Consider the following 25481-nt stretch of genomic DNA (forward strand, 5'->3'; position numbering starts at 1 on the left):
CCTAGCGGGCGGGCACCAGTTCGCGTTCGCGCGGCAGGAAGGCAGTCAGCAGGCCCAGCACCGGCAGGACGGAACACAGGTTGAAGACAAAGCCGATGCCTTGGGCATCGGCGACCCAGCCCAGCACGGCGGCCGCGATCCCGCCCATGCCGAAGGCAAAGCCGAAGAACAGCCCCGCGATCAGCCCGGTGCGGCCCGGCACGAGTTCCTGCGCGAAGACCACGATGGCCGGCGCGGCCGAGGCCATGATCGCGCCGACCAGCACCGTCAGCACGGCGGTTGCCGCGAGCCCCACATGCGGCAGCAGCAGCGAGAACGGCAGCACGCCCAGGATCGAGAACCAGATCACCTTGCGCGTCCCCACCCGGTCCCCCGCGATGCCGCCTAGCATCACCCCCGCGGCCGAGCCGAACAGCAGCAGGAACAGCATCACCTGCGATCCTTGCGCGGACATCGAGAACTTCTCGATCAGGAAGAAGGTGTAATAGCTGGTCAGGCTGGCCATGTAGAAGGCCTTGGTCATCGACAGGACCGCCAGCACGCCGATGGCCATGACGATGCGGCGCGGCGCGAGGTTTGGCGCGGCGGCCACTCGCAGGGCGCCCGCGCGGCGGCGCCCCTCGGCCCAGCGCCCGACCTGCCACAGCACGCCCGACCCGGCGAGCGCGATCAGCGCCAGCCAGCCCAGCACCGAACGGCCCAGCGGCACGACCAGGAAGGCCGCCAGCAGCGGGCCGATGGCCTGCCCGCCGTTGCCGCCCAGCTGGAACAGCGACTGCGCCGTCCCGAAGCGCCCGCCCGAAGCCGTCCGCGCCACCCGAGAGCTTTCGGGATGGAAGATCGAGGACCCGAGCCCGATCAGCATCGCCCCCGTCAGCAGCATCCCGTAGCTGCCCGCCTGCGCCAGCGTCAGGACACCCGCGAAGCTGCATAGCATGCCCACCGCAAGCGACCGCGGCATCGGGTGGCGGTCCGTGACCATGCCTACCACCGGCTGCAGCAGCGAGGCCGTCACCTGGAAGGCAAAGGTCATCAGCCCGATCTGGGCGTATGAGAGCGCGAACTCGTCCTTGAGCAGCGGATAGATCGCCGACAGCAGCGACTGCAGGATGTCGTTGACCATGTGGCACAGGCTGATCGCGATCAGCACTGGCCAGACCGGCCCGGCCTTCGCCCTCATCGAGGAATCGGAAGGGGCCGTAAGATCGCTGGTCGTCATGGGACGGCTTTTCTCGCCTTGGGGAATCGCCGCCTTTTCTGCCCGGTTTTCAAAGGCGCGTCATCCCTTGCAAGGCTGCTCTGGCCAACACTCGGCTACCGGCGCACGCCACTTTCAACGGATGTATGTCAATCCTCTCAAATGTCATATTGACGTTACGTCATCGGGCTGTAGCCTTGGTTAATCGGGTGATACCAGACCTTTTCGTCAACTTTTGCTCATGGTGAAGCAGATTCTATAGTCCCTGCCGCAAGGATCGGAACGATATGGCTAATTTATCCAGGCACGGGACCAGGCTCACGCGATCCGCGAATGGACGCGGTACACCAGTGACTTGGGCGGGGATCCGTGGAGTGATCATGGATCGAATCACCCACGGTGTTTATCCGCCCGGTTCGCTGATTCCCACGGAACAGGAATTCGCCGCCGAATTCGGAAGCGCGCGCGCCACGGTGAACCGGGCCCTGACTTCGCTGGCCGAGCGGGGCGTGGTGGAACGGCGCCGCCGGGTCGGCACCCGCGTCGTCCTGGGACTCGAACCCCGGACGCAGCGCGTCAGCCTGCCGGTGTTCCGCGACCTTGTGGAAGAGCGGGGCGGCCGCTTCAGCTTCCACTTCCTCGGCCGGGTGGATCGGCCCGTGACCTCCGATGTGCTGGAACGCCTGTTCCAGAGCGACCCGCAGGACATCCAGGAACACTGCACCCTGATCTGCTCGGACGACGCGGTCATCTGCGCCGAGCGGCGCTGGATCGACAGCCTGGCACTGCCTGCGCTGACCGAGGAGGTCATGGCCGCCACCACCGCCAACGAATGGCTGGCCTGCCATGCGTCGATCTCGCTTTGCGAGCAGGTTGTTTCAGCGTGGCGCGCGGGCGAGATCGAGGCTGACCGGATGCTGCGCTGCTCGGCGGACACGCCGGTTCTGGTCTATGACTCGACGCTGTGGATCAAGACGCAACCGGTCAGCCGCACGCTTCACTGCTTCGCGCCCGGCTTCGAGATGATCAACTCGGTCGGCTGAGTTCAGCGCCGGCGCAGGGCGGCGAAATCGGGGGGACGCTTGCCGAGAAAGGCCGCGATCCCCTCGCCCGCCTCGGCCGAACCAAGCGCGACGGCCATCGGCTCGACCTCGGCATCCAGCTGCGCCTCCATCAGCGCGGCCCGCGCGCCGGTCAGCAGCGCCTTGATCCCGACCTGCGCCTCGGCAGGCCCTTGGGCTAGCCGCTGGGCCAGCGCCTCGGCCGCTGCCAGTGCCCCGCCGGGCTCGGCCAGGGCATTGATCGCGCCCAGGTCGAATAGCCGCTGCGCCTCGACCGGACGGCCCAGCAGGCAGATCTCGGCCACTAGCGCCGGAGGCAGCGCGGCCGTCAGGCTGCCGGTCAGCCCGCCGTCGGGAATCAGCCCGGCATTGACGTAGGACGCCGTGAATCGGGCATCCTGCGCCGCCACGACCAGATCGCAGGCCAGCGCGAGCGAAAAGCCTGCCCCCGCCGCTCCGCCTTCGACCGCGGCGATCACCGGGCGCGGGCAATCCAGCATCGCGCGGATCAGAGACTGCAGGTCCTCGATCTCGGCGCGGCGCCGCGAATGCGTCATCTCCTGCGCCGTCATCAGCAGGGTGAGGTCGCCGCCCGCGCAGAAGAAGCCCTCTGCCCCCGTGAGGACCACGGCCGCGATGCGCGGCTCGGCCGCCGCCTGCGCCAGCGCCGTGCGCATACCCTCGTAGAACCCCGGCGTCAGCGCGTTGCGGCGCTGCGGATTGTCGTTGACCACGACCAGGTGCGTGCCCCGGTCCTCGATCCGGCAGTTCTGCTGCATGTGCCCTCTCCCTCGGCCTGGCGCAGGCTAGGCATGGGCCCGGCGGACCGGCAAGCCCTGCCGACGCAAGGTCACGCGGCGCGGCAGCCACAGGTCAATCATTGTTGACCTGCCCCGCCTTGGCAGGAACCCGCCGGCCTGCGAGTGATGGCTTTCGCCGTTTCAAGGAGCCATTGCCGCATGTCCCGCCTGTTGCCGATGCTGACCGCCGCGACGCTGATGCTGTCCACCGCGCTGCCCGCCCTAGCACAGGACAAGCGCGTCAACATGGTGCCGGCGGACATCGAGGCGGCCGCCTATGCCGGCACGGGCGAGCTGCCCTCGGGCCAGTCGGCGCTGACGGCCAAGGTGCAGATCCTGCTGGACCGCGCGGGCGTGTCGCCGGGCGTGGTGGACGGCTTTCGTGGCGGCATGAGCGAAAGCGCCATCCGCGCCTTCGAGCGGATGCACGGCCTGCCCCAGGACGGGCGGCTCGACCCGCAGGTCTGGGTCCTGCTGCAGGCCCGGGCGGACGCGCCCCTGACCAGCACCTACACGATCACGGCCGAGGACGCGCAGGGCCTCGTCGAGAGCATCCCGAACGACTACGCCGAGAAGGCCAGGATGTCCTCGATGGGCTATACCTCGGTGCAGGAGAAGCTGGCCGAGCGGTTTCATATGGACGAAAGGTTCCTGGCCCAGCTGAACCCCGGCAAGAGCTTCGTGCCGGGCGAGACGCTGAACGTGACCGTGCCCGCCAAGCCCCTGAAGGCCAAGGTCCTGCGCGTCATCGTGGATGCCGAGCGCGGCCGGGTCGCGGCCTATGACGCCAGCGGCCGGATGGTGGCGGATTATCCCGCGACGGTCGGCTCGACCGCGACCCCCTCGCCGCAGGGAACGCACCTGGTCGAGGCGGCGGTGCTGGACCCCGACTATACCTACAACCCCAACATCAACTTCAAGCAGGGCGAGAACGACCAGGTGCTGCGCATCCCGCCGGGGCCGAACGCGCCGGTGGGGAACGTCTGGATCGACCTGTCAAAGCCGACCTACGGCATCCACGGAACGCCCACGCCCTCCAAGCTGTTCGTCAGCCAGAGCAACGGCTGCGTGCGGCTGACCAACTGGGATGCGCGGGAACTGGCCCACATGGTCCAGCCCGGCCAGACAGTGGTGGATTTCCTTGCCCCCGGCGTGACCATCGCCGACGTGACCCCCGCGGTCGAGCCGACGATCCTGCCGGAGGCGGCCGCAACCGCCGCAACGGGCGGGGTGACCGACGGGCCCGACGGCGCCCCTTCCGCCACGATCACGGCCAGCCGGCCCCTGCCCCGTCGGACGCTGCCGGGCACCACCCCGGTGACGGGCACAACGCTGCCTGCGGACGCCCCCGTGACCACGACGGCGACGGCCGGAACCGCCCCTGCCCCGACCGCGCCCCTGCCTGTCGAGGGACGCGACCCGCTGGCCGCCGCGCTGAGCAGCGCAAGCGACGGCGCGCTTAATCCCCAAGCCCTGACCGCCCCGGCGCAGCCCGGCGTCCTGCCTGCGGGCGTGAACTGATGCGGCAGGGGACAGGAGCCGCGCTGCTTCTGGCCTTGGCCCTGTCACTGCCCGCCACCGCGCAGGAGACCGCTCCGCCTCTCCCCAGCCCCGCTGCAACGGCGGGCGCGGATCGTCCGGCTCCTCGGCCCGGGGGCGACGACCCACCTGACAGCCAGGCTGCCCCCGCCCCCGCGGGATCGCTGATCCCGCCCGATGCCTATGCCGAACCCGTCGAGCCCTTCCGCAAGGTGCTGTCGCCTCTCGTGCCAAGGGTGGCGCGCGAATCCGACTTCGACCACGCGGCCTGCCTTTACGGGCTGACGCTGCTGGGCGTGGATCATGTCGAGGTGGCGCCCGTGGTCGATCCGGACGACCGGCAGTGCGGCATCTCGCGCCCGGTCGAGATCCGCGCGATCCAGCCGGGAGTCGTGCTGGAAGGGGACGCGGTGATGCGCTGCGAGACCGCGCGCGCGCTGGCGCTGTGGACGCGCGAGATGGTGATTCCGGCCGCGCAGCGGATGCCGGGCAGCCCGCGGCTGACCTCGGTCGCCACGGGCACGAGCTATTTCTGCCGTGGCGTGGTCGGCGACGGACCCGAGGCGCGGCTGTCGGAACATGCCCTGGGCAACGCGCTGGACATCGCGGGCTTCGGCTTCGGGAACGGCGTGCGGCTGGACATCGCGCCAGCGGCCGACCGGGGCGGGCTGGACACCGCCTTCCAGAACACGGTGCAGTCCGGGGCCTGCCTTTACTTCACCACCGTTCTGGGGCCGGGCAGCAACGCCGCCCATGACGACCACCTGCACCTGGACATCAAGCCGCGCGAAGGGGGACTGCGCCTCTGCCAGTGACGCTCAGCGGCGCTTGCGTTCCAGGTCGAGATAGCCTGGATCGAAGCGCGCAAGGCGGACAAGGCCCGGCCAGTCCAACACCTCGATCTCGGTCCCCGACCAGCGCACCAGCTTGCGGTCGCGCAAGTCGCGGACGGCGCGGTTGATGTGGATGGGGGAATAGCCGAGGATGCAGGCCAGCTCCCGCTGCAGCAGCGGCAGCGTCATCCGGTGGTTCTTCGCCACGCCCACGGCGGCAAGGCGCGTGTAGATCTCGCAGATCAGGTGGGCCAGATGCGCGCTGGACCGCAGCGCATTGGCGGCCACCAGCCACTGCCGGTGGATCGCGCCGTCGATGGCGGTGGTCATCCACAACAGCCGCGTCAGGTGCGGGTGATTCCGGGTCAGTTCCTCGAGATGGCTGTGCTCGACGAACTCGACCTCGGTCAGGCCAAAGGCGACGATGCTTTCCTGAACCTCGGACAGTACGAAGCCGTGCAGGTCCATGAAGTCCCCGGGGACATGCAGGGCGCTGACGACGCGCTGGGTGGTGCGGCCCGGCAGGATGTGCAGCCGCCCCGCCATGCCGCGCAGGACAAGGCAGCTCTCGGTCGGCTCGGTTCCGGCCGGGACGATGGTCTGGCCGTTGTCGAAGCTGCGCGTCCGGGTCGGGATGGCACGCAGCTTCGCCAGATCGCGCGCGCTCAATTCGTCACGCTGTTGAAGGTAACGGATAAAATATTCCGTAAGTGCCATCTTCCACCCCGCCGCACTGGCCAGCGGCTGATTGTCGAGGGACAAGGAAGGATGCAATCCCGGGAAACACCGCTTTAACAAAAGACTATGGAGCCGTTTGGTGCGGTCTGACAAATATCAAAAGGGGCGGACCGTGCCGCCCCTTTCCTCTTCGAGTGCCGATCCGCTCAGCGGCGGTTCAGGTCATCGTCCAGGTTGCGGTCCCCGCCGATCACCTGCCCGCGCTCGTCCTCGATCTCGACCTCGGTCTTGCGCACAGTGTCGCGCACGGTCTCGACGTGCGACTCGACGTCCTTGTTCAGCCCGATCTCCTCGACGACGCGGGCTTCCTTGTGGACCACGGGCGCTTCGGCATATTCGCGCGCCTCGATGCTGCGCTCCTGGAAGTCGGTGGCGCCGGCGGGGCGATCGACCGCGCGGCGCTCGACATGGACGCGCTCGCTGCGCAGTTCCACGTCCTGCTCGACCGGCGTTTCCACCACATAGGAGCGCACGCGGACCCGTCCGCCCTCGGTCTGGCGCTTGGCGACGGTCAGGCGCTCCTCGACGACGTCGATCTTGCCCTCGGCATTCAGGTCGGCGTCATAGGCGGTCTCGCGGGTGGTGGGGATGCCATCCGCCGCCGTGCCCATGCCGATGCCGGAGCCCTCGCTCGTCATGCCGGCGGTGTCAGCGGAGTAGCCAGTCCAGCCCTCGCTGCGCCATTCGGCCTCGCGCGCATCCAGGTCCACCGCGCCTTCACTGTCCAGGATGTCCAGCGCGGTTTCATACTGGTGTTCCGGGATGTTGCGGACGGTCACCAGATAGCCGCCGCGGTTCAGGCCCTCGGCATAGGTGTAGCGGTCTTCCTCGGGGAAGAAGAAGTCGCCGATCGATTCGAAGAAGCCGCGATCGGAACGCGCCTCGCCCGAATAAGCCTGCGTGTCGGCCACGCCGGCGCTGTCGTTACCGGTCAGCACGACGTCGGCCACGCCAGCCGCCTTCAGCGCCTGCACGGCCCGGTCGGCGTCGGCGCGGCTGTCGAACAGCGCCGACAGGCTGCGCATCGACCCGGTGTTCACGGATTCCATAGCCATTTTCACATCCTCACAAGTTACAGATCGCAGTCGGGAAGACCGCCCTAGCCCTCGCCGGGGCCGGGTTCGGCCGCTCCGGGCTCCAGCTGCTCGACCACGGCGCGCTGGCGGCGGAGTGTCACCGGAACCTCGACCGTCTCGGTCACGCGGGTCCGGCGAATGTGGATTTCTTCAACAACGAAAAGCTTCGTGACGAGCACCGCACGCTCTTCCACGACGGGGATGATGGTGACGTCACCCTCCTCGCGCGGGGCGGGCATGGCCTCGACCTCGCGCTCGACCGGGTGGCGGGTGACCTCCACCGTCTCGGCCTCAAGCGCGACCGGGTAGAGCACAGGTCCCTCGTCGGTCACGACCCGCACCCGGACGCCGCCGGTTTCGCGCCGTTCGACGGAAACATGGGCTTGCTCCTGAACGACGGTCAGGACATCTTCGGGGGAAGACACCTCGCCTGCCAGCTGGCCGGCAACCCCCTCGGGACCCTCGCGGTCCGTGGGGCTATGGGTCGTGGGATCACGATCGGTGCTGGCCGTCATGGAGGCTTGTGCCTTTCGTCGTTGTCTTTGTCGCGGCACGTCCACTTCTGCCGCTGTCCCGCAAGAACGTGCCCGCGAGGACTGGGGTTTCGACAATTCACAAAAGTTTTCTCTGCCCCCGGCGCGGCGAGGGGCCTCAGCCGGGACGGCCTGCAGGCCGGGCACGATTCGCCAGGGCATCCTCGAGCAGGCGGAAGCTGTGCCCCGCTTCAGGCGATTGCAGCGCCACGAAGCCGTCCAGAGCGGGCTGGATGCGCACCGCCTCGTCCAGACGAGGGTCGCTGCCCGGCGCGTAAAGCCCGGCCTTTATCATCAGCTCTGATTCCGCATAAAGCCCCAGTGCCGACCGCGCCCGGCCGATCAGCGCGTTCTCGGCCGCCGTCGCCGCATGGGGCAGCGAGCGCGACACCGAGCGCAGCACGTCCACCGCCGGGAACCGTCCGCGTTCGGCAATGGCCCGATCAAGAACCACATGCCCGTCCAGCACGCCGCGCAGGATATCGGCCACCGGCTCCTCCATGTCCGAGCCCGCCACCAGCACGCTGAAGATCGCCGTGATGTCGCCCGCACCCTCCGGTCCCGGCCCCGAGCGTTCGGCCAGCGCCATGATCATCTGCGAGGTCGAGGGCGGGAAACCGCGATAGCTGGGCGCCTCGCCCGAGGCCAGCGCGATCTCGCGATGCGCCTCGGCAAAGCGGGTGATCGAATCGGCCAGGAACAGGACGTGGCGGCCCTCGTCGCGGAAATGCTCGGCCACCGCCATCGCCGCCCAGGCGCAGCGGCGGCGCATCAGCGGCGACTGGTCCGAGGTCGCGGCCACCACCACCGCCCGCGCCATCCCCTCGGGGCCGAGCGTCGTTTCCACGAACTCGCGCAGCTCGCGCCCCCGCTCGCCCACCATGGCGATCACGACCACATCCGCCGTGACCCCGCGCGCAAGCGCCGACAGCAGCGTCGATTTCCCCACGCCCGAGCCCGCGAAGAGCCCGATCCGCTGGCCCCGCACGATTGGCAGCAGCGTGTCGAAGACCGCGAGCCCCGTGTCCAGCCGCGCGCCCAAGCGGCGCCGCGAGGCGGCAGGCGGCGGCGGGCTGCGGTAGCGCCTTTCTTGCGCGCCCCGCCGCAACGGGCGGCCGTCCAGCGGACGTCCCAGTGGGTCGACAATGCGGCCGATCCAGGAGTCGCAAGGTGCAATCAGGGGCCGGAACAGCAGCTCGGCCCGGGTGCCGATGGACAACCCGTCCGTCGGCCCCTCGGGCAGGACCAGGGCGTGTTTCGGGTCCAATGCGATGATCTCGCCGCTCAGCACGCCGTCCAGCAGCGCCACACGGTCGCCGACCGAGGCGATGTGGTTCAGCCCGCCGACCTCGACCAGCCCCGCGCGGATCGCGGCCACGCGCCCGAAATGGCGGCTGACGCGCAGGTCCCGGATGCGCGCCGCGATGGAGTCGATCCTGTCCATTCCGTCCCCCTGGCCTGCGGAAAATGCGTCCGACGAAACGGTTTATAAACCTGTTGCAGTTAAGACCGGGTTTATCGCGGCTGAGGAGGATCCTCTTTGTTTGCACAGATTGACACGATGCGGATGGCGCGCGACCTGGGCGCCCATGCGGCCCAGCGCCAGCGCGTGATCGCCACCAACGTCGCCAACGCCGACACCCCGGGCTACCGCGCCCGCGACCTACCCGAGTTCGGGGACAGCCTTCGTCGCGCCTCGCTGGAACTGCGCGCGACGCGGCCCGGGCACCTGACGGGGGCCCCCTCGGGCGCCCGCGCCCGGGCTGTCGAGGTGGAGGGCGAACCTTCGCCCAACGGCAATACCGTCTCGCTGGAATACGAGATGGTGCGCTCGGCCGACGCCAAGCGCGAGTTCGACCTGTCGCTGTCGGTCATGCAGTCCGGCATGAACCTGATGCGCACTGCCATCGGGCGGAGGGGCTGAGCATGACCGAGCTTTCCGCCACCGCCATCGCCGCCTCGGGCCTGCGCGCGCAGGGCGTCCGGCTGCGCCACATCTCGGAAAACATCGCCAATGCCGACACGCCCGGCTACCGCCGCAAGCTGGTCAGCTTCGAGCCCGGGCGCAATTTCGGCCGCGAGACAGGCGAGGTGCGCGCGGGCCGGATGCGCCACGACCGGGCCGAGCTGCCGCAGGTCTATGACCCCGGCCACCCGATGGCGGGCGAGGACGGCTATTACCTCGGGTCGAACGTGAACCTGATCGTCGAGATCGCCGACGCCCGCGAGGCCAGCCGCAGCTACGAGGCCAACCTGAAGATGTTCGAGCAGTCGCGGCAGATGTCCGCCTCGCTTCTCGACCTGATCCGCCGCTGAAGGGGCTTTCCATGATCTCGCTGACCACCGCCGCCCTGCAGACCGGCAGCCGCGTCGCCTCGGCCTATGCCGAGGCCCGTGCCGCGGCCGCCCCCTCGCCCACAGCCGCCGCGCCGCAGGGCCTCAGCGCCGCCGCACGCGACTTCGCCGCCGTGATGGAGCAGGCCGACGCGACCGCCCTTGGCGCCATGCAGGGCCGCAACGACACCCAGGCGCTGGTCCAGTCCATCGCCGAGGCGCAGATCGCGCTCGAGACCGCGGTCGCCATCCGCGACAAGGTCGTCGAGGCCTATCAGGACATCCTGAGGATGCCGGTCTGATGGACGAGAACCTGATCTTCGACGTGACCCGGCAGGCGCTCTGGATCGCGGTCCAGATGTCGGCCCCGCTGCTGGTCGTGGCGCTGGTCATCGGGGTCGCCATTGGCCTCTTCCAGGCGCTGACCTCCGTGCAGGAGATGACGCTGACCTTTGTGCCCAAGGTGGGTCTCATGCTCGCCGTCTTCTGGGTCACGATGAGCTTCATGACCGCGACGCTGGGCAGCTTCTTCACCGGCCGGATCCTGCCGCTGGTCGCGGGGGGCTGAGGCATGGACAACGCGATCTACGCCGCGCTGACCCGCCAGGCCGGGCTGATGCGCGAGATGCAGGCAGTGGCCAACAACATGGCCAACGGCTCGACCACCGGCTTCCGACGCGAGGGGGTGGTCTTCTCGGAACACATGACTGCCCTCGACCGCCAGCGCGGCACGCTGTCCATGGCGAACGCCCAAGGGCGCGAGGTGGACCTGACCCCCGGCGCGCTGGCGCAGACCGGCGGCAAGCTGGACCTGGCGCTGGAACAGGACGGCTTCTTCATGGTCGAGACGCCGCAGGGCAATCGCCTGACCCGCGCGGGCGCCTTCATGATGTCGCCCGAGGGCGAGCTGGTGAACGGCGACGGCCACCGCGTTCTGGACGAGGGCCAGGCGCCCATCGCCCTGCCCCCCGGCGCCGGCAGCATTGCCGTGGGCGCGGACGGCACGATCTCGGCCGACGGCCAGCCCGTGGGGCGCGTGGGCGTCTTCGACCAGCCCGACCGCGCGCTGCTGCGGCACGAGGGGGGCGCGCTCTTCTCGGCCGAGGGTGCCGAACCCGCCCCCGACGCGGTGGTGCGCCAGGGCTTTCTCGAGGAATCCAACGTCAATCCGGTCCTGGAGATCGCCCGCATGATCGAGGTCCAGCGCGCCTACGAACTGGGCCAGTCCTTCCTCGACGGCGAGGACGGGCGCATCCGCGCCGTCATCTCCGTCGCCGTCCGCTGAAAGGCATCCCGATGAGAGCATTGCAGATCGCGGCCACCGGCATGGCGGCCCAGCAGACGCGGGTCGAGGTCATCTCGCAGAACCTCGCCAACATGTCGACCACCGGCTACAACGCCCGCCGCGCCGAATTCGCGGACCTGGCCTACCAGCAGGTCACGCGTCCCGGCAGCATCGCTGCGGCCGACGGCACCATGGTTCCGGCGGGGGTGCAGATGGGCCTGGGGGTGCGCCCCACCGCCGTCACCCTGACGCTGGCGCAGGGCGCACTGGCGCAGACCGGGGGCGACCTGGACCTGGCCGTGGACGGGCTGGGCTATCTCGAGGTGACAATGCCTTCGGGCATGTCGGGCTATACCCGCGACGGGGGCCTCAAGCGTTCGGCGGACGGGCTGATCGTGACCTCGGACGGCTATCCGGTCGCACCCGGCATCACCATCCCGACCGAGGCGCGCAGTCTGTCGATCAGCGCGTCGGGCGAGGTCTTTGCCCATTTCGACAACCAGATCGAGCCACAGAACCTGGGCCAGATCACGCTGGCGAGCTTCGTCAACGAAAAGGGGCTGGAGGCGGTCGGCTCGAACCTGTTCCTGGAAACCCCCGCCTCGGGCGCGCCGCTGGTCGGCATCCCCGGGGAACAGGGACTGGGCACGCTGCGGCAGGGATACCTCGAGGAAAGCGCGGTCGATCCGGTGCGCGAGATTTCCGAGCTGATCAAGGCGCAGCGGGGCTACGAGCTGAACTCCAAGGTCATCACGGCGGCCGACCAGATGCTGGGCGCCACGGTGCAGGTGCGCTGATGCGACTTATCCTGATGCTGGCCCTTCTGCCCGCTGCCGCGCTGGCCGACGACCTGGTCGCCACCCGCAACCTGCCCGCCGGCACCATCCTGGCCACCGGGGACGTGGCCGTCACTCCCTCGGCCCGCGCGGGCCTGGCCCCTGCCGATGCGCTTGGCAAGCAGCTTCGGACCGCCGTCTACGAGGGCCGCCCAATCTCGAAGGGCCAGCTGACCACGCCCACGCTGGTCAGCCGCAATCAGCTCGTCACCCTCGCCTACGAGAACGCAGCCCTTCGGATCGAGACCGAGGGCCGCGCTTTGGGTGCGGGCGGCGAAGGCGACCTCATCCGGGTCATGAACCTCAGTTCGCGCGCCACGCTGATGGCCCGCATCAATGCCGACGGCACCCTAACCGTCGCCCAGCGCTGAAGGATTCGCGCATGAAGACGAAATACGTCCCCCTCGCCCTCTGCCTGCTGGCCGCTACCGCCTGCGGGCGGGTGGGCGACGTGGGCCAGGTGCCCGAGATGACTGCGCCCCACGCCACGCCCGAGTTCCAGGCGATGGCCGAACCCGTCCTGCCGCTGACCCAGGGCACGCTGCGTCCGGACACGGCGGCCTCGCTCTGGGCGGGCCAGCAGTCCTCGCTGGTGGGCGACCGCCGTGCCGGCGCGCGGGGCGACATCCTGACCGTCGTGATCGAGATCGACGACAAGGCCGAGATCCAGAACAGCTCGGGCCGTTCGCGGACATCCTCGGAGAGCGTGGGCATCCCGCAGATGATCGGCCTGCCGCAGCGGATCGACGAGCACCTGCCCGAGGGTGCGAGCATGGCCGAGCTTGCCTCGGCCAAGGGCGCCTCCACCTTCAAGGGCGCGGGCAACATCTCGCGCCGGGACAAGCTGACGCTGCGCGTCGCCGCGACCGTGATCGACCGGCTGCCGAACGGCGTGCTGCACATCCAGGGATCGCAGGAGGTGCGGGTGAACTACGAGGTGCGCGAACTGACCGTCTCGGGCTTCGTGCGCCCCACGGACATCAGCCGCGACAACGAGGTCGCCTATGACCGGATCGCGGGCGCGCGCATCAGCTATGGCGGTCACGGCCAGATCAGCGACGTCCAGCAGCCGCGCTACGGCCAGCAGCTGGCCGACATCGTCCTGCCCTACTGAGGTCCCCGATGCTGCGCAAACTGCTGCCCCTCCTTCTGTCGCTGGCCGCCTTCCTGGGAGGAGCGGCGGGTGGCGAGATGCTGAGGGGCTCCCCGATTGAGACCGGGGCTGCCGCCGAGGCGGCCGCGGAACATGCCGAAGGGGCCGAAGGCGGTCATGAGCCCGGGGCTGCCGCGACCCCGGCTTCGCATGGCGATGCGGCCGAGGAGGCGGAGCCTGTTGCCGGGGCCCACCCGGCAGGACACGGGGCGCCTTCCGGCGACCACGGCAGCAGCGCGGGCGGGCATGGCGCCGAGGAGGTGCCCGCAACGGCCTGGTTCGAGTTCCCGCAGCAGTTCCTGGTGCCGATCCTTTATGACGGACGCCTGGACAGCACGATGATCCTGACCTTGTCGCTCGAAATGCCGGGAACTGCGCGCGAGACCGTCCATGCCCATGAGATCAAGCTGCGGGATGCTCTGCTGCGGCAATTGCTGATCCACGCCAACACGGGTGGCTTCGACGGCAACTTCACCAGCGAGGCTCAGTTGCGCAAGCTGCGCGCCTCGCTGGTGACGGCGGTGCGGAACGTCGTCCCCGAGATCAGCGACGTCCTGATCGGCGACATCGGCCGGCAGGAGCGATGACATCAGGGACAGGCCGCGACGCGTGCCCGCTTGCCGTGGAACCTGCAGCCACTGGCGGAACACGGTCCCGGGCGCCTGCTTCCCGCCCGCAATGCACTCCGCGGGTCCTCCCGGCCCTTAGCATGCTGGCGCAGCCTTCTGCCGCCGGCTATGCGCGAGCCATGACCCGCATGATGCCCATCGCGATCCTTCTTGCCTCTTGTAACGGGGAGCGGTTCATCGGGACGCAACTCGACAGCCTGGCAGGTCAGACCCATGGCGACTGGCGCCTGATCGTTTCGGACGACGGGTCGAGCGACGACACGCTGGGGGTCGTGCGGCGTTTCGCGGCGGCGCATCCCTCGCGGCGGATCGAGATCCGGCAGGGGCCTCGCGCCGGAGCCACGCAGAACTTCCTGTCGATGATCGACCTGGTCGAGCCGGGCGAGGCGCTGGCCTTCTGCGACCAGGACGATGTCTGGCTGCCCCATCGCCTGTCACGGGGCGTGGCAGCCATTACCGCATCGGGGCCTTCGGGGCGAGGCGTCCTTCATGTCACCCGCACGACCATCTGCGACGAGGCGCTGAAGGTGCTGCGGCCTGCGCCATTGTTCACCCGTCCCCCGGCCTTCCGGAACGCCTTGGTGCAAGCCTGCACGCCTGCGAACACGATGCTGGTCGATCCGGAAGGGGCCGCCCTGCTCAAGGCCGGACGAAATGGCGCGGCAGAGGCCGACGTGATCTCGCATGATTGGTGGGCCTATCAGCTGATCGCGGGCGCGGGCGGGCGGGTCATCCGCGATCCGGCGCAGACGGTGCTGTATCGCCAGCACCGGGGCAACGTCATGGGCCGGAACGATACGGCCCGCGCGATCCTGGCTCGGCTGGGACAGCTGGGCGCAGGTGATTTCGGCGACTGGCTGCGCCAGAACCTAGCCGCGCTGAACGCGGCGCGCGACCTGCTGACGCCCGAGAACGCCCACGTCCTGGAAGAGTTCGCGGCCGCCCTCGGTTCGCCCGGCCCCCTGGCCGCAGCGCGGCTGGCGCGGCTGGGCGTTTACCGCCAGACGCGCGCAGGCACGGCAGCGCTGATGCTTGCCGCAGCAGCGGGACGGCTGCGGTCAGGGACCAGAGATGGCAGGGACCGATGAGTCCGGCGGACAGGCTGCGTTCCTCGATTGTCTTCGGCTTCGACTCGGCTTGGACCGATCGGCCGAAGGCTCCCGGCGCAATCTGCGCCGTGGGGTGCGACCGCGACGGAGACCTCACCTTCCATCCGCCGCGTCTGGTGTCCTTCGCCGAGGCGCAGGAGTTCATCACGACGGTGCGGCACGGCTATGATGTCGCGCTGGTCGCGCTGGATCAGCCGACCGTGGTGCCGAATGCCACGGGGATGCGGCCGGTGGAGAGACTTGCGGCATCGGTCGTCAGCCATGTCGGCGGCGGCGTGCAGCCGGCCAATCGCGGCAGGACCGGCATGTTCTGCGATCTGGCGCCGGTGTGGCGATTCCTTGCGGCTCTCGGTGCCGTCGAAGATCCTTTCCGGGCGCGCGCCGCCGCCGAGGACCTGTTCCTGATCGAGGTCTTTCCCGCCCTCGCCTTGCCCGCGCTGGACGACGGCTTCGCGGGCCGGCTCGCCGCCCCGAAATACAACCCGGCACATCCACGCAAGTTCAGGCTGGAACACTGGCAGGCCGTTGCCCGCACCGTAGGACGCACCGCCCTGTCACTTGGAATCCCCGCGCTTGCAGGCTGGGCCGAGGAGATGATGGCCCTGCAGAAGCCGCGCAAGGCCGATCAGGACCGGCTCGACGCCACGATCTGCGCTTTGATCGGGATCATCTGGAGGGCCGGGCCGACCGAAGGCAGCGCCATGCTGGGCGATCTGGGCCAAGGCTACATGGTAACGCCGATTTCGCCTTTGATCCGCCTGCGGCTGGAAGCCGCGGCGGCGCGGCAGGGCATTCCGTTTCACGTTGCGGATTGAGGCGGAGGAAGGGGCGCGAGTTCTCGCCCAAGCGGGTGACTGCCCGGAACCGCAGCGAGACAGCCTTGTCAGGCGAATTGTGGCAAAGCACGCCTCGGCAGGCCTCCCTGCGTTCGCCGTCGCGATCCCCCGTGAGTGCTTCCATCCCAAGCAGACGGAGGGGCCCTGAGGCGCCCTCCTGTCAACCCGGGTTGATGAGGCAGAACAGAACGTTCTTCTTCAGCCGCCTTACACCAGTCGCCCGTGGCAGTTCTTGAACCGCTCGCCCGAACCGCAGGGGCACGGGTCGTTGCGCGAAGGGTTGCCCCAGGTGGTCGGGTCGTTCTCGACAAAGCCGGGAGCATGGGCAGAAGCCTCGCCGCCCTCGGCCCCCTCATGCTGCGGGCGCGCGGCGGCGGCCTGCGCGGCAAGCTGGGCCTGGTACTGGCGCATCATCTGCTCGCGTTCGGCATCCGTCAGCGGGCGGATGCGGGCGAGGTTCTGCGTGACCTCGCCGCGCAGCCCTTCCAGCAGGTTCTCGAACAGCTGGAAGGCCTCGGTCTTGTATTCCGACAGCGGGTCGCGCTGGGCATAGCCGCGGAAGCCCACGACCGAGCGCAGGTGTTCGAGCGTCACCAGATGCTCGCGCCACTTGCCGTCGATCTGCTGCAGCAGGACCTGCTTTTCGATCTGGGCCATCTGCTCGGGGCCGAACTGCTCGGCCTTCTGGGCCATGTAGCCGTCGGTCGCCTCTCGGATGCGCTCGGCCACGGTCCCACGGTCAACACCGTCCTCGGCCGCCCAGTCGGCGATGGGCAGGTCCATGTTCAAACGCTCGACCACCGCGGCCTTGAAGCCTGCGGTATCCCACTGCTCGGGGTAGGAGCGCTCGGGCATGAACTCGTCCACGAGGTCGTCGATCACCTGATGGCGCATGTCGGCCACGATGTCGCTGACGTCTTCGGATTCCATGATCTCGCGGCGCTGCGAAAAGATCGCCTTGCGCTGGTCGTTCATCACGTCGTCGAACTTGAGCAGCTGCTTGCGGATGTCGAAGTTGCGCCCCTCGACCTTGGCCTGCGCGCGTTCCAGCGACTTGTTCACCCAAGGGTGGACGATGGCCTCGCCTTCCTTCATGCCGAGGGTGGACAGGACCTTGTCCAGACGCTCGGACCCGAAGATCCGCATCAGGTCGTCCTCAAGCGACAGGAAGAACAGCGAGCGGCCGGGGTCGCCTTGGCGGCCCGAGCGTCCACGCAGCTGGTTGTCGATCCGACGGCTTTCGTGGCGTTCCGTCGCCAGGACGAACAGCCCGCCCGCGTTCAGGACGGCCAGCTTGTCGGCGGCGTGCTCGGCCTCGATCCGGGCGCGCAGCTCGTCGGGGTTGGCCTGCGGGTTCGCAGCCAGCGCCTGCAGCACCTTCATTTCCACATTGCCGCCAAGCTGGATGTCGGTGCCGCGGCCGGCCATGTTGGTGGCGATGGTGACGGCGCCGGGCTTGCCGGCCTCGGCCACGATATAGGCCTCCTGCTCGTGCTGGCGGGCGTTCAGGACATTGTGGGGAATGCCCTCGCGCTTGAGCATCTCGGACAGCATCTCGGACTTCTCGATCGAGGTCGTGCCGACCAGCAGCGGCTGGTCCTTGGCGTGCGCCTCCTTGATCGCCTCGATCACGGCTGCGTATTTCTCGGTCGCGGTGCGATAAACGCGGTCGTGTTCATCGACGCGCTGGATCGGGCGGTTGGTCGGAACCTCGACCACCCCGAGCTTGTAGATCTCGGCGAATTCCTCGGCCTCGGTGGCGGCCGTGCCGGTCATGCCGGACAGCTTCTCGTAAAGGCGGAAGTAGTTCTGGAACGTCACGCTGGCGAGGGTCACGTTCTCGGGCTGGATGTCCACGCCCTCCTTCGCCTCGATCGCCTGGTGCAGGCCGTCGGACAGGCGGCGGCCGGCCATCATCCGGCCGGTGAACTCGTCGATCAGCACGACCTCGCCGTCCTTGACGACATAGTTCTGGTCGCGGCGGAACAGCTTGTGGGCGCGCAGCGCCTGGTTCGCGTGATGGACGACCGTGGTCGATTCGGGGTCGTAGAGCGTCTGGTTCGGCGGCAGGACGCCTGCTTCCTGCAGGCGCTTTTCCAGGAACTCGTTGCCGTCCTCGGTGAAGGTGGCGTTCCGGGTCTTCTCGTCGATCTTGTAGTGATCCTCGGTCAGTTCGGGGATGAACTGGTTCAGGGTCTTGTAAAGCTCGCTGCGGTCCTGCGACGGGCCCGAGATGATCAGCGGCGTCCGCGCTTCGTCGATCAGGATCGAGTCGACCTCGTCCACGATGGCAAAGTAATGGCCGCGCTGGGTCATTTCCTCGATCGAGCCCTTCATGTTGTCGCGAAGGTAGTCGAAGCCCAGCTCGTTGTTGGTGGCATAGGTCACGTCGGCGCGGTAGGCGTCCCGCTTTTCCTGATCGCCCTGAAAGGGATAAACAACGCCCGTCGTCATCCCGAGCTGGGCGAAGACCTTGCCCATCCACTCGGCGTCGCGCTTGGCAAGGTAGTCGTTGACGGTGACGACGTGGACGCCCTTGCCGGTCAGCGCGTTCAGATAGGCGGGGAAGGTCGCGACCAGCGTCTTGCCCTCGCCCGTCTTCATCTCGGCGATATTGCCCTGGTGCAGGAAGATGCCGCCCATCAACTGGGTGTCGAAGGCGCGCAGGCCCAGGGCGCGGCGGGCACCTTCGCGGCAGTTGGCGAAGGCCTCGGGCAGCAGGCGGTCCAGATCCTCGCCCGCCTGGGCGCGGCCCTGCAGCTCGCGCGTCTTGCCGATCAGGTCGGCGTCCGACATCGCCTGGAACTGCGGTTCCAGCGCATTGATCTGCTGAACCAGCGGCCTTACCGATTTCACCTTGCGGTCGTTGGGAGTGCCGAAGATCGACTTTGCCAGATTTCCGATGCCGAGCATGGTGTCCTGTCAGGTTTGGCGCGGCAGGCTTGACACCCACTTGCCCCGACCGACGGCCTTGCCCTATCACGAGGCCGGAAAATCGGCGGCGGGCGCGCATTTTCGGTTGCGCCGGATGTAGGCCCCGCCCGCCCTACTGTCAACGCCGACGCCCCGGCCGGGATGGCCGCAAGGCGGACCTTCAAAGGACTTCCGTGCCATGCTGAAATCTCTTCCCGCCCTGCTGGCCACCGCCGCGCTGATGACGCAACCCGTGCTGGCGCAGACCGCGCCCGAGACGCCCGCTCCGGCCGAGGCGCCCGCCCAGGCCACCCCGCCCGCGACGGCCGAAGCCGCCGGCGCCCCCAGCGCCGACACCGTGGTCGCCACCGTGAACGGCGAGGCGATCACGCTCGGTCAGATGATCGCGATGAAGGAGGGTCTGCACGCCGGCTCCGTCCAGGGGCTGCCCGATGCCGCCCTGTGGGACCTGATGCTGGACCAGATGATCCGCCAGACCGCCGTGGCCCAGGTCGCGGCCCAGTCGCCCACCAAGCGCGACAAGGCCTTCCTGGAAAACGAGCGCCGCGGTTATCAATACGCCTCGGTGCTGGAGCGCGTGGCCGCGCCCGAGCCGACCGACGAGGAGCTGCGCGCCGTTTATGACGCCGCCTTCGGCCAGCAGACCGAGCCCAAGACGGAATACAACGCCGCCCATATCCTTGTCGCGACCGAGGAAGAGGCCAGGGCCATCGCCGACGAACTCGCCAAGGGCGCGGACTTCGGCACGCTTGCCGAAGAGCGGTCGACCGACAACAGCTCGGCCAACAAGGGCGACCTGGGCTGGTTCACCGCCGACAGGATGGTCGAACCCTTCGCCAAGGCCGTCGAGGCGCTGGAAAAGGGCCAGGTTTCCGCCCCCGTCCAGTCGCAGTTCGGCTGGCATGTCATCAAGCTGAACGACGAGCGCACCCAGACCCCGCCCGAGTTCGAGGCCGTGCGCGAGCAGCTTGCCACCGAGGTCCGCCGCAACAAGGTCGAGGCCGAGATCCAGAGCCGGGTCGATGCCGCCGCCGTCGAGAAGACCCAAGGGCTCGACGCCGCGCTGCTGAACCGCTCCGAACTGCTGGACAACTGATCATGGCCAAGGACAAGGACGACGCCGAAAAGGCCGCGAAGAAGGCGGCCAAGAAGGCGAAGAAGGCCGAGAAGAAGGCCCAGGCCGCCAAGGAGGTGCTTGTCTCGCCCCTGGCGCCCGAGCGCTTCCCCGACCTGCCGGTCATCAAGGGCGTCCGCTTCGCCGCCGGCTCGGCGGGCATCAAGTACCAGGACCGCACCGACGTGACCCTGATCAGCCTGCCGCCGGGCACGGCCATCGCGGGGGCTTTCACGCGGTCCTCGACCCGGGCGGCCAGCATCCTGGACTGCCAGGAAAAACTGACCGGCACGCAGGACACCGACGGGGGTGCCGCGATCATCGTGAACTCGGGCAACGCCAACGCCTTCACGGGCGCCGAGGGCCAGCGCGCGGTGGATGCGGTGACGGATGCGGTCGCGCAGGCGCTGGGGGTTCCGGCGCGGCGCGTCTTCTCCTCCTCGACCGGCGTGATCGGCGAGCCCCTGCCCGCGCAGAAGATCACCGCGGTCGTGGACGAGCTTGCCGGCTCGCTGGACGAAAAGGGCATCGCCGCGGCGGCCCGCGCGATCATGACGACCGACACCTTCCCCAAGGGCGCGGGCGCCACGATCGAGGTCGGCGGCGGCACGATCCGCATCGCGGGGATCGCCAAGGGCTCGGGCATGATCGCGCCCGACATGGCGACGATGCTGGTCTACATCTTCACCGACGCGAAGGTGGAACCCCTTCTGCTGCAGCGGATCCTGTCCTCGCAGATGGACGAGACCTTCAACGCCATCACGGTGGACAGCGACACCTCGACCTCGGACGCGCTGATCCTGGCCGCCACGGGCCGGTCGGACGCACCGGCGATCACCGACCTGCGCAGCAAGGCCACGCGCCAGTTCACCCAGACGCTGCGCGGCGTGATGCTGGACCTGGCCCAGCAGGTCGTCCGCGACGGCGAGGGCGCGACCAAGTTCGTCGAGGTGCAGGTGACGGGCGCGGCCAGCGACGGTGACGCCCACAAGGTTGCCATGTCCATCGCCAACAGCCCGCTGGTCAAGACGGCCATCGCGGGCGAGGACGCCAACTGGGGCCGCGTCGTGGCCGCCGTGGGCAAGTCCGGGGCCTTGGCCGACCGCGACCGGCTGTCGATCCGCTTCGGTGACATGGTGCTGGCCGAGAACGGCTGGCGCGCGCCGGGCTATGACGAGGCCGCCGCCAGCGCCTACATGAAGGGCGACCGCCTGGTGATCGGCGTGGACCTGGGGATGGGGCGCGGCAAGCGCACCGTTTGGACCTGCGACCTGACGCATCGCTACATCGACATCAACGCCGACTATCGGTCGTAAGGCCGAACCGGGGGCTTCGCGCCCCCGGAACCCCCGCGGGATATTTATGACGAAGAAGAACGAGGAGGCTGTACGTGTCGTGCTGGTCGCGGCCGTGGCCCTGATCGACGCGGATGGTCGGGTCCTGCTGGCACGCCGACCGGCGGGCAAGGAAATGGCGGGCTTGTGGGAGTTTCCGGGCGGCAAGGTCGATCCCGGAGAGACGCCCGAAGCGGCCCTGATCCGCGAGTTGGACGAAGAGCTGGGCATCGAGACCTGGAACTCCTGCCTTGCGCCGCTGACCTTCGCCAGCCACGCCTATGACAGCTTCCACCTGCTGATGCCGCTTTACGCCTGCCGCCGCTGGCAGGGCACGCCGCGGCCGCGCGAGGGGCAGGAACTCGCCTGGGTTCGCGCGTCGGACCTGGCGCGCTATCCCATGCCTCCTGCAGATCTTCCGCTGGTCCCGATCCTGCGGGATTGGCTGTGACTTGAGACCATGGTCTCAAACGACTGTGGCGCCGTTGCGTCACTTAGCCGTTACACTGGCGTCTCCTGACTGGAACGCTAACTTTTTATAAACCATTTACAAGGAACCTGACGGAACCTCGAGTCAGGGCGGATTTCCGGAGGGGAAAAGAAGATGATTCGGACGATCACCGTGGGTAGCTGCATCTCTGTTCAAGGCATGTTCGAACGGGATCTGGGAAATGGCCAGATCGCTGTCCGCGTGGGCGAGCAGACCTATGTCGGAAAGCCGGTGGCACGCTGAGAAATCGGCAGCCTGGTCATCCGGGCAGCAGACGAAGGATGAGAAAGGCCGGGCAGCTTGCCCGGCCTTCCTTTTTTCCTGGCTGCCTTCAACTTGCAGCAGGCCCGCCCCTAGTCGGACCAAGCACGCGGCAGGGCCCCTCCCCTCGCCACCTCAGCCCTTGGCAAAGAAAAACAGCGCGCCCCAAGGGGACGCGCCGTTCCTGATTTCGGAAGGTCCGCTTACAGCCGGCGTTCGACCTCTTCGCGCTCGAAGATCTCGATGATGTCGCCCTTGCGGATGTCGTCGTAGTTCTCGAAGGCCATGCCGCATTCCTGGCCCGACTGCACTTCCTTGACCTCGTCCTTGAAGCGCTTGAGCGTCTTGAGCGTGCCCTCGTGGATGACGACGTTGTCGCGCAGCAGGCGCACGCCCGCCGAACGGCGCGCCACGCCCTCGGTGACAAGGCAGCCCGCGACATTGCCGACGCCGGTGACACGGAAGACTTCCTTGATCTCGGCATAACCGATGAAGTTCTCGCGCACTTCGGCCGACAGCAGGCCCGAGGCCGCTGCCTTGATGTCGTCGATCAGGTCGTAGATGATCGAGTAATAGCGGATCTCGACGCCCTTCTGGTTCGCGGCATTCCGCGCCGGAGCATTCGCCCGGACGTTGAAGCCGATCACCGGCGCCTTGGACGCCTCGGCCAGGCCCACGTCGGATTCGGTGATCGCCCCTACGCCGTAATGCAGGACCCGGACGCGCACCTCCTCATTGCCGACCTTTTCCAGCGCCTGGACGATGGCCTCGGCGGAACCCTGCACGTCGGCCTTCACCACCACCGGCAGCTCGGCCACGCTTTCGTCCGCCTTGGCCTTGGCCATCAGCTCCTGCAGCGTGGTCGCGGCACCGGCGGCGGCGCGCTTGTCCTTGGCCGCCTGGATGCGGTAGTCGGCGATCTCGCGGGCCTGAGCCTCGGTCTCGACGACGTTGAGGACGTCGCCCGCCTCGGGCGTGCCGTTGATGCCCAGCACCTCGACTGGAACCGAAGGACCGGCCTCGGTCACGCGCTCGCCCTTGTCGTTGATCAGCGCCCGGACCTTGCCCCACTGCTCGCCGACGACGAAGATGTCGCCCTGCTTCAGCGTGCCGTTCTGGACCAGCACCGTCGCGACGGGGCCGCGGCCCACGTCCAGCTTGGCTTCGATCACCGCACCCAGCGCCGCCCGGTTCGGGTTGGCGCGCAGTTCCAAGATCTCGGCCTGCAGCGCGATGGCTTCCAGCAGCTGGTCGATCCCCTGCCCGGTATGGGCCGAAACCTCGACATCCTGCACGTCGCCCGACATCGCCTCGACCACGACCTCGTGCTGCAGCAGGTCCGTGCGGACCTTCTGCGGGTTGGCCGTGGGCTTGTCGATCTTGTTGATCGCCACGATCATCGGGACGCCCGCCGCCTTGGCGTGGTTGATGGCCTCGACCGTCTGCGGCATCACCGCGTCATCGGCGGCCACCACCAGCACCACGATATCGGTCACGTTCGCGCCGCGCGCCCGCATGGACGTGAAGGCGGCGTGACCGGGCGTGTCGAGGAAGGACAGCAGCGCACCCGATTCCGTCGTCACCTGGTAGGCGCCGATATGCTGGGTGATGCCGCCGGCTTCGCCTGCAACGACATTCGCCTGCCGGATGAGGTCCAGCAGCGAGGTCTTGCCGTGGTCGACGTGACCCATGATCGTGACGATCGGCGGACGCGCCTGCAGATCCTCGGCCTTGTCCTCGACGGTCTGGATGACCTGCTCGACATCCGCGTCCGACACGCGGACGGCACGGTGACCGAATTCCTCGATCACCAGTTCGGCGGTGTCGGCGTCGATGGTCTGGTTGGCCGTGACCATCATGCCCATCTTCATCAGCGACTTGATGACGTCGGCCGCGCGTTCCGCCATGCGGTTCGCCAGTTCGCTGACCACAATGGTTTCCGGCAGCTGCACGTCGCGCACCTGCTTTTCGGCACGCTGCATCTGGCCCATTGCCTTGGCGCGGGCCTTTTCCTGCTTGCGCTTCATCGCAGCAAGGCTGCGCTGACGCCCGCCCTCGCCCCCGGCAAGAGCCTGGGTCAGCGAGAGGCGGCCCGTGCGGCGGCTTTCCTCGGCCTTGGCCTTGGCCTTGGCATCGCTGTCGCCGCCTGTGTCGCGGCGGTCGCGGTCGGTGCGGCGGGGACCCGCGGCCACGCCCGGCTTTTCGGCGCGCGCGGCGGCAGCCTCGGCCGCGGCGCGGTCGGGGGCGGCGGTGCGCTCGGCAGGCTTGGCGGTGACCTCGGCCTTCTTCTGGGCGCGCAACTCGGCTTCACGCAGCTTGCGGGCATCCTCTTCAGCCTTCAGCCGCAGGGCTTCCTCGCGCTCGCGCTCCTCGCGCTCCTTCGCCTCGATCTCGGCGCGGCGGCGCTCGCGTTCTTCCTCGCGGGCCTTTTCCTCGGCGGCGCGGCGCGCGTTGTCCTCGGCCTCGCGCGCCTTGGCGGCGGCAAGGGCCTTGAGGCGGCGCTCCATTTCGGCTTCGGTGATCCCGGCCGGGCGCTTGGACGGATCCGAGGCCACGGACGCAGGCGAGTTCGGCCGCAGCGCCGGGTTCGGGCCCGTCGCCGGCTTGGGCGTCACGACGCGCTTGCGCTTGGTCTCGACCACCACGTTATGCGTACGCCCGTGGCTGAAGCTCTGCTTCACCTGGCCGGACCGCCCGCCCGTGCCGCCGCCCAGACCCAGGGGCTTCTTTCCGTCTCTATCGTTCATCCGCTCTCGAATCCTTCCCGGCAGCCGAACTGCCGATATGCCCGCGCAGACCGTTCAGTCTGCTGGCGTCCCTGATCACCTTGTCGGTCAGGCCCCCCGGCGCGAGCGCGCTGTGTATGACATGATCGCGCCCAAAAGCCAAACCCAATTCCGATGCCGTGAGGCACCCGAACCAGCGGCCGCCGGTCGGCGTCCACAGCTTGCCCTTTCCCCGGTCCGAGCCGTCGCTGGCCTGGAACAGCACCTTCGCCTTCCCGTCGGCCAGCCAGCCCTTGACCTTCTCGAATCCCGCCACTGCGTCGCCGGCCTTGCGGGACAGCGAGATCAACTCGACCACCCGACGCGCCAGCGCCGCTTCGATCCCGTCCACGAGATCCGGCTCTGCCCTTACATGGGACTTCGCGCCGCGGGAAAACAGCCCCTTGTCGGCAGCTTTTTGCAAGGCAGGCCTGTCCGCCGTGACCCAGAAGCCCCGGCCCGGCAGTTTCTCGGCAAGATCGGGCACGACCGTGCCGTCCGGCCCCGCGACAAAGCGGATCAGCCCGGCCTTGGGCCCCACCTCGCCCGTGACAAGGCAGCGCCGTTCCGGCGCCGCCTCGCGGTCCTTTTCACGACCCCCGCGCGTCAAGCGGCACTCCGGG

27 protein-coding genes are annotated in these 25481 nt (G+C 68.5%); 18 read left to right on the forward strand and 9 right to left on the reverse strand.

Annotated elements, in window-relative coordinates; translation table 11 throughout:
* Position 1 precedes the first annotated feature (1 nt).
* The gene (locus BLQ03_RS08790; RefSeq protein WP_175558813.1) at positions 2 to 1219 is read right to left on the reverse strand and encodes an MFS transporter; all 1218 of its coding nucleotides are present in this window, start codon (positions 1217 to 1219) and stop codon (positions 2 to 4) included.
* A gap of 359 nt (positions 1220 to 1578) precedes the next feature.
* Between BLQ03_RS08790 and BLQ03_RS08795 the strand changes: the two genes are divergently transcribed.
* Entirely contained in the window at positions 1579 to 2241 is a 663-nt protein-coding gene (locus BLQ03_RS08795; RefSeq protein ID WP_175558814.1) for a GntR family transcriptional regulator, read from the forward strand.
* A gap of 2 nt (positions 2242 to 2243) precedes the next feature.
* Here BLQ03_RS08795 and BLQ03_RS08800 read toward each other — a convergent pair whose 3' ends face one another.
* Positions 2244 to 3038 carry an oxepin-CoA hydrolase, alternative type gene (locus BLQ03_RS08800; RefSeq protein WP_090754967.1) on the reverse strand — a complete coding sequence of 265 codons (795 nt, stop codon included), beginning with the start codon at positions 3036 to 3038 and terminating at the stop codon, positions 2244 to 2246.
* A gap of 180 nt (positions 3039 to 3218) precedes the next feature.
* Between BLQ03_RS08800 and BLQ03_RS08805 the strand changes: the two genes are divergently transcribed.
* A complete protein-coding gene (locus tag BLQ03_RS08805) occupies positions 3219 to 4580 on the forward strand; it encodes a L,D-transpeptidase family protein (protein ID WP_090754969.1) in 1362 nt (453 codons plus the stop codon).
* Entirely contained in the window at positions 4580 to 5413 is an 834-nt protein-coding gene (locus BLQ03_RS08810) for an extensin-like domain-containing protein (protein ID WP_090754971.1), read from the forward strand. The genes BLQ03_RS08805 and BLQ03_RS08810 overlap by 1 nt, the downstream gene beginning before the upstream one ends.
* A 3-nt stretch (positions 5414 to 5416) precedes the next feature.
* Here BLQ03_RS08810 and BLQ03_RS08815 read toward each other — a convergent pair whose 3' ends face one another.
* From BLQ03_RS08815 to BLQ03_RS08830, 4 genes are all read right to left on the reverse strand, one after another.
* Positions 5417 to 6100, reverse strand: a complete 684-nt coding sequence (locus tag BLQ03_RS08815) for a Crp/Fnr family transcriptional regulator (protein ID WP_245688780.1) — start codon at positions 6098 to 6100, stop codon at positions 5417 to 5419.
* A gap of 215 nt (positions 6101 to 6315) precedes the next feature.
* The gene (locus BLQ03_RS18835) at positions 6316 to 7224 is read right to left on the reverse strand and encodes a YsnF/AvaK domain-containing protein (RefSeq protein WP_245688781.1); all 909 of its coding nucleotides are present in this window, start codon (positions 7222 to 7224) and stop codon (positions 6316 to 6318) included.
* A gap of 44 nt (positions 7225 to 7268) precedes the next feature.
* Positions 7269 to 7760, reverse strand: a complete 492-nt coding sequence (locus BLQ03_RS08825) for a YsnF/AvaK domain-containing protein (protein ID WP_217629687.1) — start codon at positions 7758 to 7760, stop codon at positions 7269 to 7271.
* A gap of 136 nt (positions 7761 to 7896) precedes the next feature.
* The gene (locus BLQ03_RS08830; RefSeq protein WP_175558815.1) at positions 7897 to 9222 is read right to left on the reverse strand and encodes a FliI/YscN family ATPase; all 1326 of its coding nucleotides are present in this window, start codon (positions 9220 to 9222) and stop codon (positions 7897 to 7899) included.
* A gap of 96 nt (positions 9223 to 9318) precedes the next feature.
* On the opposite strand from BLQ03_RS08830, the gene BLQ03_RS08835 reads away from it, so the two are divergent.
* From BLQ03_RS08835 to BLQ03_RS08885, 11 genes are all read left to right on the forward strand, one after another.
* Positions 9319 to 9702: a FlgB family protein gene (locus BLQ03_RS08835; RefSeq protein ID WP_090754975.1), complete on the forward strand. Its 384-nt coding sequence runs from the start codon at positions 9319 to 9321 to the stop codon at positions 9700 to 9702.
* Positions 9703 to 9704: 2 nt separating this feature from the next.
* On the forward strand, positions 9705 to 10094 hold the full coding sequence (flgC, locus tag BLQ03_RS08840) for a flagellar basal body rod protein FlgC (RefSeq protein WP_090754977.1): 390 nt from the start codon (positions 9705 to 9707) through the stop codon (positions 10092 to 10094).
* An 11-nt stretch (positions 10095 to 10105) separates the two neighbouring features.
* Positions 10106 to 10414: a flagellar hook-basal body complex protein FliE gene (fliE, locus tag BLQ03_RS08845; protein ID WP_090754979.1), complete on the forward strand. Its 309-nt coding sequence runs from the start codon at positions 10106 to 10108 to the stop codon at positions 10412 to 10414.
* A complete protein-coding gene (locus BLQ03_RS08850) occupies positions 10414 to 10680 on the forward strand; it encodes a flagellar biosynthetic protein FliQ (RefSeq protein ID WP_090754981.1) in 267 nt (88 codons plus the stop codon). Before fliE ends, BLQ03_RS08850 begins: the two co-directional genes overlap by 1 nt.
* Positions 10681 to 10683: 3 nt before the next feature.
* Positions 10684 to 11397, forward strand: coding sequence for a flagellar hook-basal body complex protein (locus tag BLQ03_RS08855; protein WP_090754983.1), 714 nt, complete (start codon positions 10684 to 10686; stop codon positions 11395 to 11397).
* A gap of 11 nt (positions 11398 to 11408) precedes the next feature.
* On the forward strand, positions 11409 to 12194 hold the full coding sequence (flgG, locus tag BLQ03_RS08860) for a flagellar basal-body rod protein FlgG (protein ID WP_090754985.1): 786 nt from the start codon (positions 11409 to 11411) through the stop codon (positions 12192 to 12194).
* The gene (gene flgA / locus BLQ03_RS08865; protein ID WP_090754988.1) at positions 12194 to 12604 is read left to right on the forward strand and encodes a flagellar basal body P-ring formation chaperone FlgA; all 411 of its coding nucleotides are present in this window, start codon (positions 12194 to 12196) and stop codon (positions 12602 to 12604) included. Before flgG ends, flgA begins: the two co-directional genes overlap by 1 nt.
* Before the next feature lie 11 nt (positions 12605 to 12615).
* A complete protein-coding gene (gene flgH / locus BLQ03_RS08870; protein ID WP_090754990.1) occupies positions 12616 to 13347 on the forward strand; it encodes a flagellar basal body L-ring protein FlgH in 732 nt (243 codons plus the stop codon).
* Positions 13348 to 13355: 8 nt separating this feature from the next.
* The gene (locus tag BLQ03_RS08875) at positions 13356 to 13973 is read left to right on the forward strand and encodes a flagellar basal body-associated FliL family protein (RefSeq protein WP_090754992.1); all 618 of its coding nucleotides are present in this window, start codon (positions 13356 to 13358) and stop codon (positions 13971 to 13973) included.
* Positions 13974 to 14134: 161 nt separating this feature from the next.
* Positions 14135 to 15103: a glycosyltransferase gene (locus BLQ03_RS08880; protein WP_175558816.1), complete on the forward strand. Its 969-nt coding sequence runs from the start codon at positions 14135 to 14137 to the stop codon at positions 15101 to 15103.
* Positions 15100 to 15939 carry a DUF429 domain-containing protein gene (locus BLQ03_RS08885; protein WP_090754996.1) on the forward strand — a complete coding sequence of 280 codons (840 nt, stop codon included), beginning with the start codon at positions 15100 to 15102 and terminating at the stop codon, positions 15937 to 15939. The genes BLQ03_RS08880 and BLQ03_RS08885 overlap by 4 nt, the downstream gene beginning before the upstream one ends.
* A 228-nt stretch (positions 15940 to 16167) precedes the next feature.
* Here the strand turns inward: BLQ03_RS08885 and secA are convergent, their stop codons facing one another.
* A complete protein-coding gene (secA, locus tag BLQ03_RS08890) occupies positions 16168 to 18873 on the reverse strand; it encodes a preprotein translocase subunit SecA (RefSeq protein WP_090754998.1) in 2706 nt (901 codons plus the stop codon).
* 199 nt (positions 18874 to 19072) lie between these two features.
* Between secA and BLQ03_RS08895 the strand changes: the two genes are divergently transcribed.
* The 4 genes from BLQ03_RS08895 to BLQ03_RS18990 all read left to right on the forward strand — a co-directional run bounded on the left by BLQ03_RS08895 (position 19073) and on the right by BLQ03_RS18990 (position 22075).
* Positions 19073 to 19990, forward strand: a complete 918-nt coding sequence (locus BLQ03_RS08895) for a peptidylprolyl isomerase (protein WP_245688782.1) — start codon at positions 19073 to 19075, stop codon at positions 19988 to 19990.
* Between the two features lie 2 nt (positions 19991 to 19992).
* Positions 19993 to 21324, forward strand: a complete 1332-nt coding sequence (gene argJ, locus BLQ03_RS08900; protein ID WP_090755000.1) for a bifunctional glutamate N-acetyltransferase/amino-acid acetyltransferase ArgJ — start codon at positions 19993 to 19995, stop codon at positions 21322 to 21324.
* A gap of 46 nt (positions 21325 to 21370) precedes the next feature.
* Complete coding sequence (mutT, locus tag BLQ03_RS08905) at positions 21371 to 21793, forward strand: 8-oxo-dGTP diphosphatase MutT (RefSeq protein WP_090755002.1); 423 nt, start codon at positions 21371 to 21373, stop codon at positions 21791 to 21793.
* Positions 21794 to 21946: 153 nt separating this feature from the next.
* A complete protein-coding gene (locus BLQ03_RS18990; protein ID WP_090755004.1) occupies positions 21947 to 22075 on the forward strand; it encodes a hypothetical protein in 129 nt (42 codons plus the stop codon).
* 221 nt (positions 22076 to 22296) lie between these two features.
* On the opposite strand, the gene infB is transcribed toward BLQ03_RS18990, so the two are convergent.
* Both infB and BLQ03_RS08920 read right to left on the reverse strand, forming a co-directional pair.
* Positions 22297 to 24840 carry a translation initiation factor IF-2 gene (gene infB, locus BLQ03_RS08915; RefSeq protein ID WP_090755005.1) on the reverse strand — a complete coding sequence of 848 codons (2544 nt, stop codon included), beginning with the start codon at positions 24838 to 24840 and terminating at the stop codon, positions 22297 to 22299.
* On the reverse strand, positions 24830 to 25468 hold the full coding sequence (locus BLQ03_RS08920) for an RNA-binding protein (RefSeq protein ID WP_090755007.1): 639 nt from the start codon (positions 25466 to 25468) through the stop codon (positions 24830 to 24832). Before BLQ03_RS08920 ends, infB begins: the two co-directional genes overlap by 11 nt.
* Positions 25469 to 25481 lie beyond the last annotated feature (13 nt).

The sequence above is a fragment of the Paracoccus chinensis genome (assembly GCF_900102885.1).
In the GTDB taxonomy this organism is placed as follows: Bacteria; Pseudomonadota; Alphaproteobacteria; order Rhodobacterales; family Rhodobacteraceae; genus Paracoccus; species Paracoccus chinensis.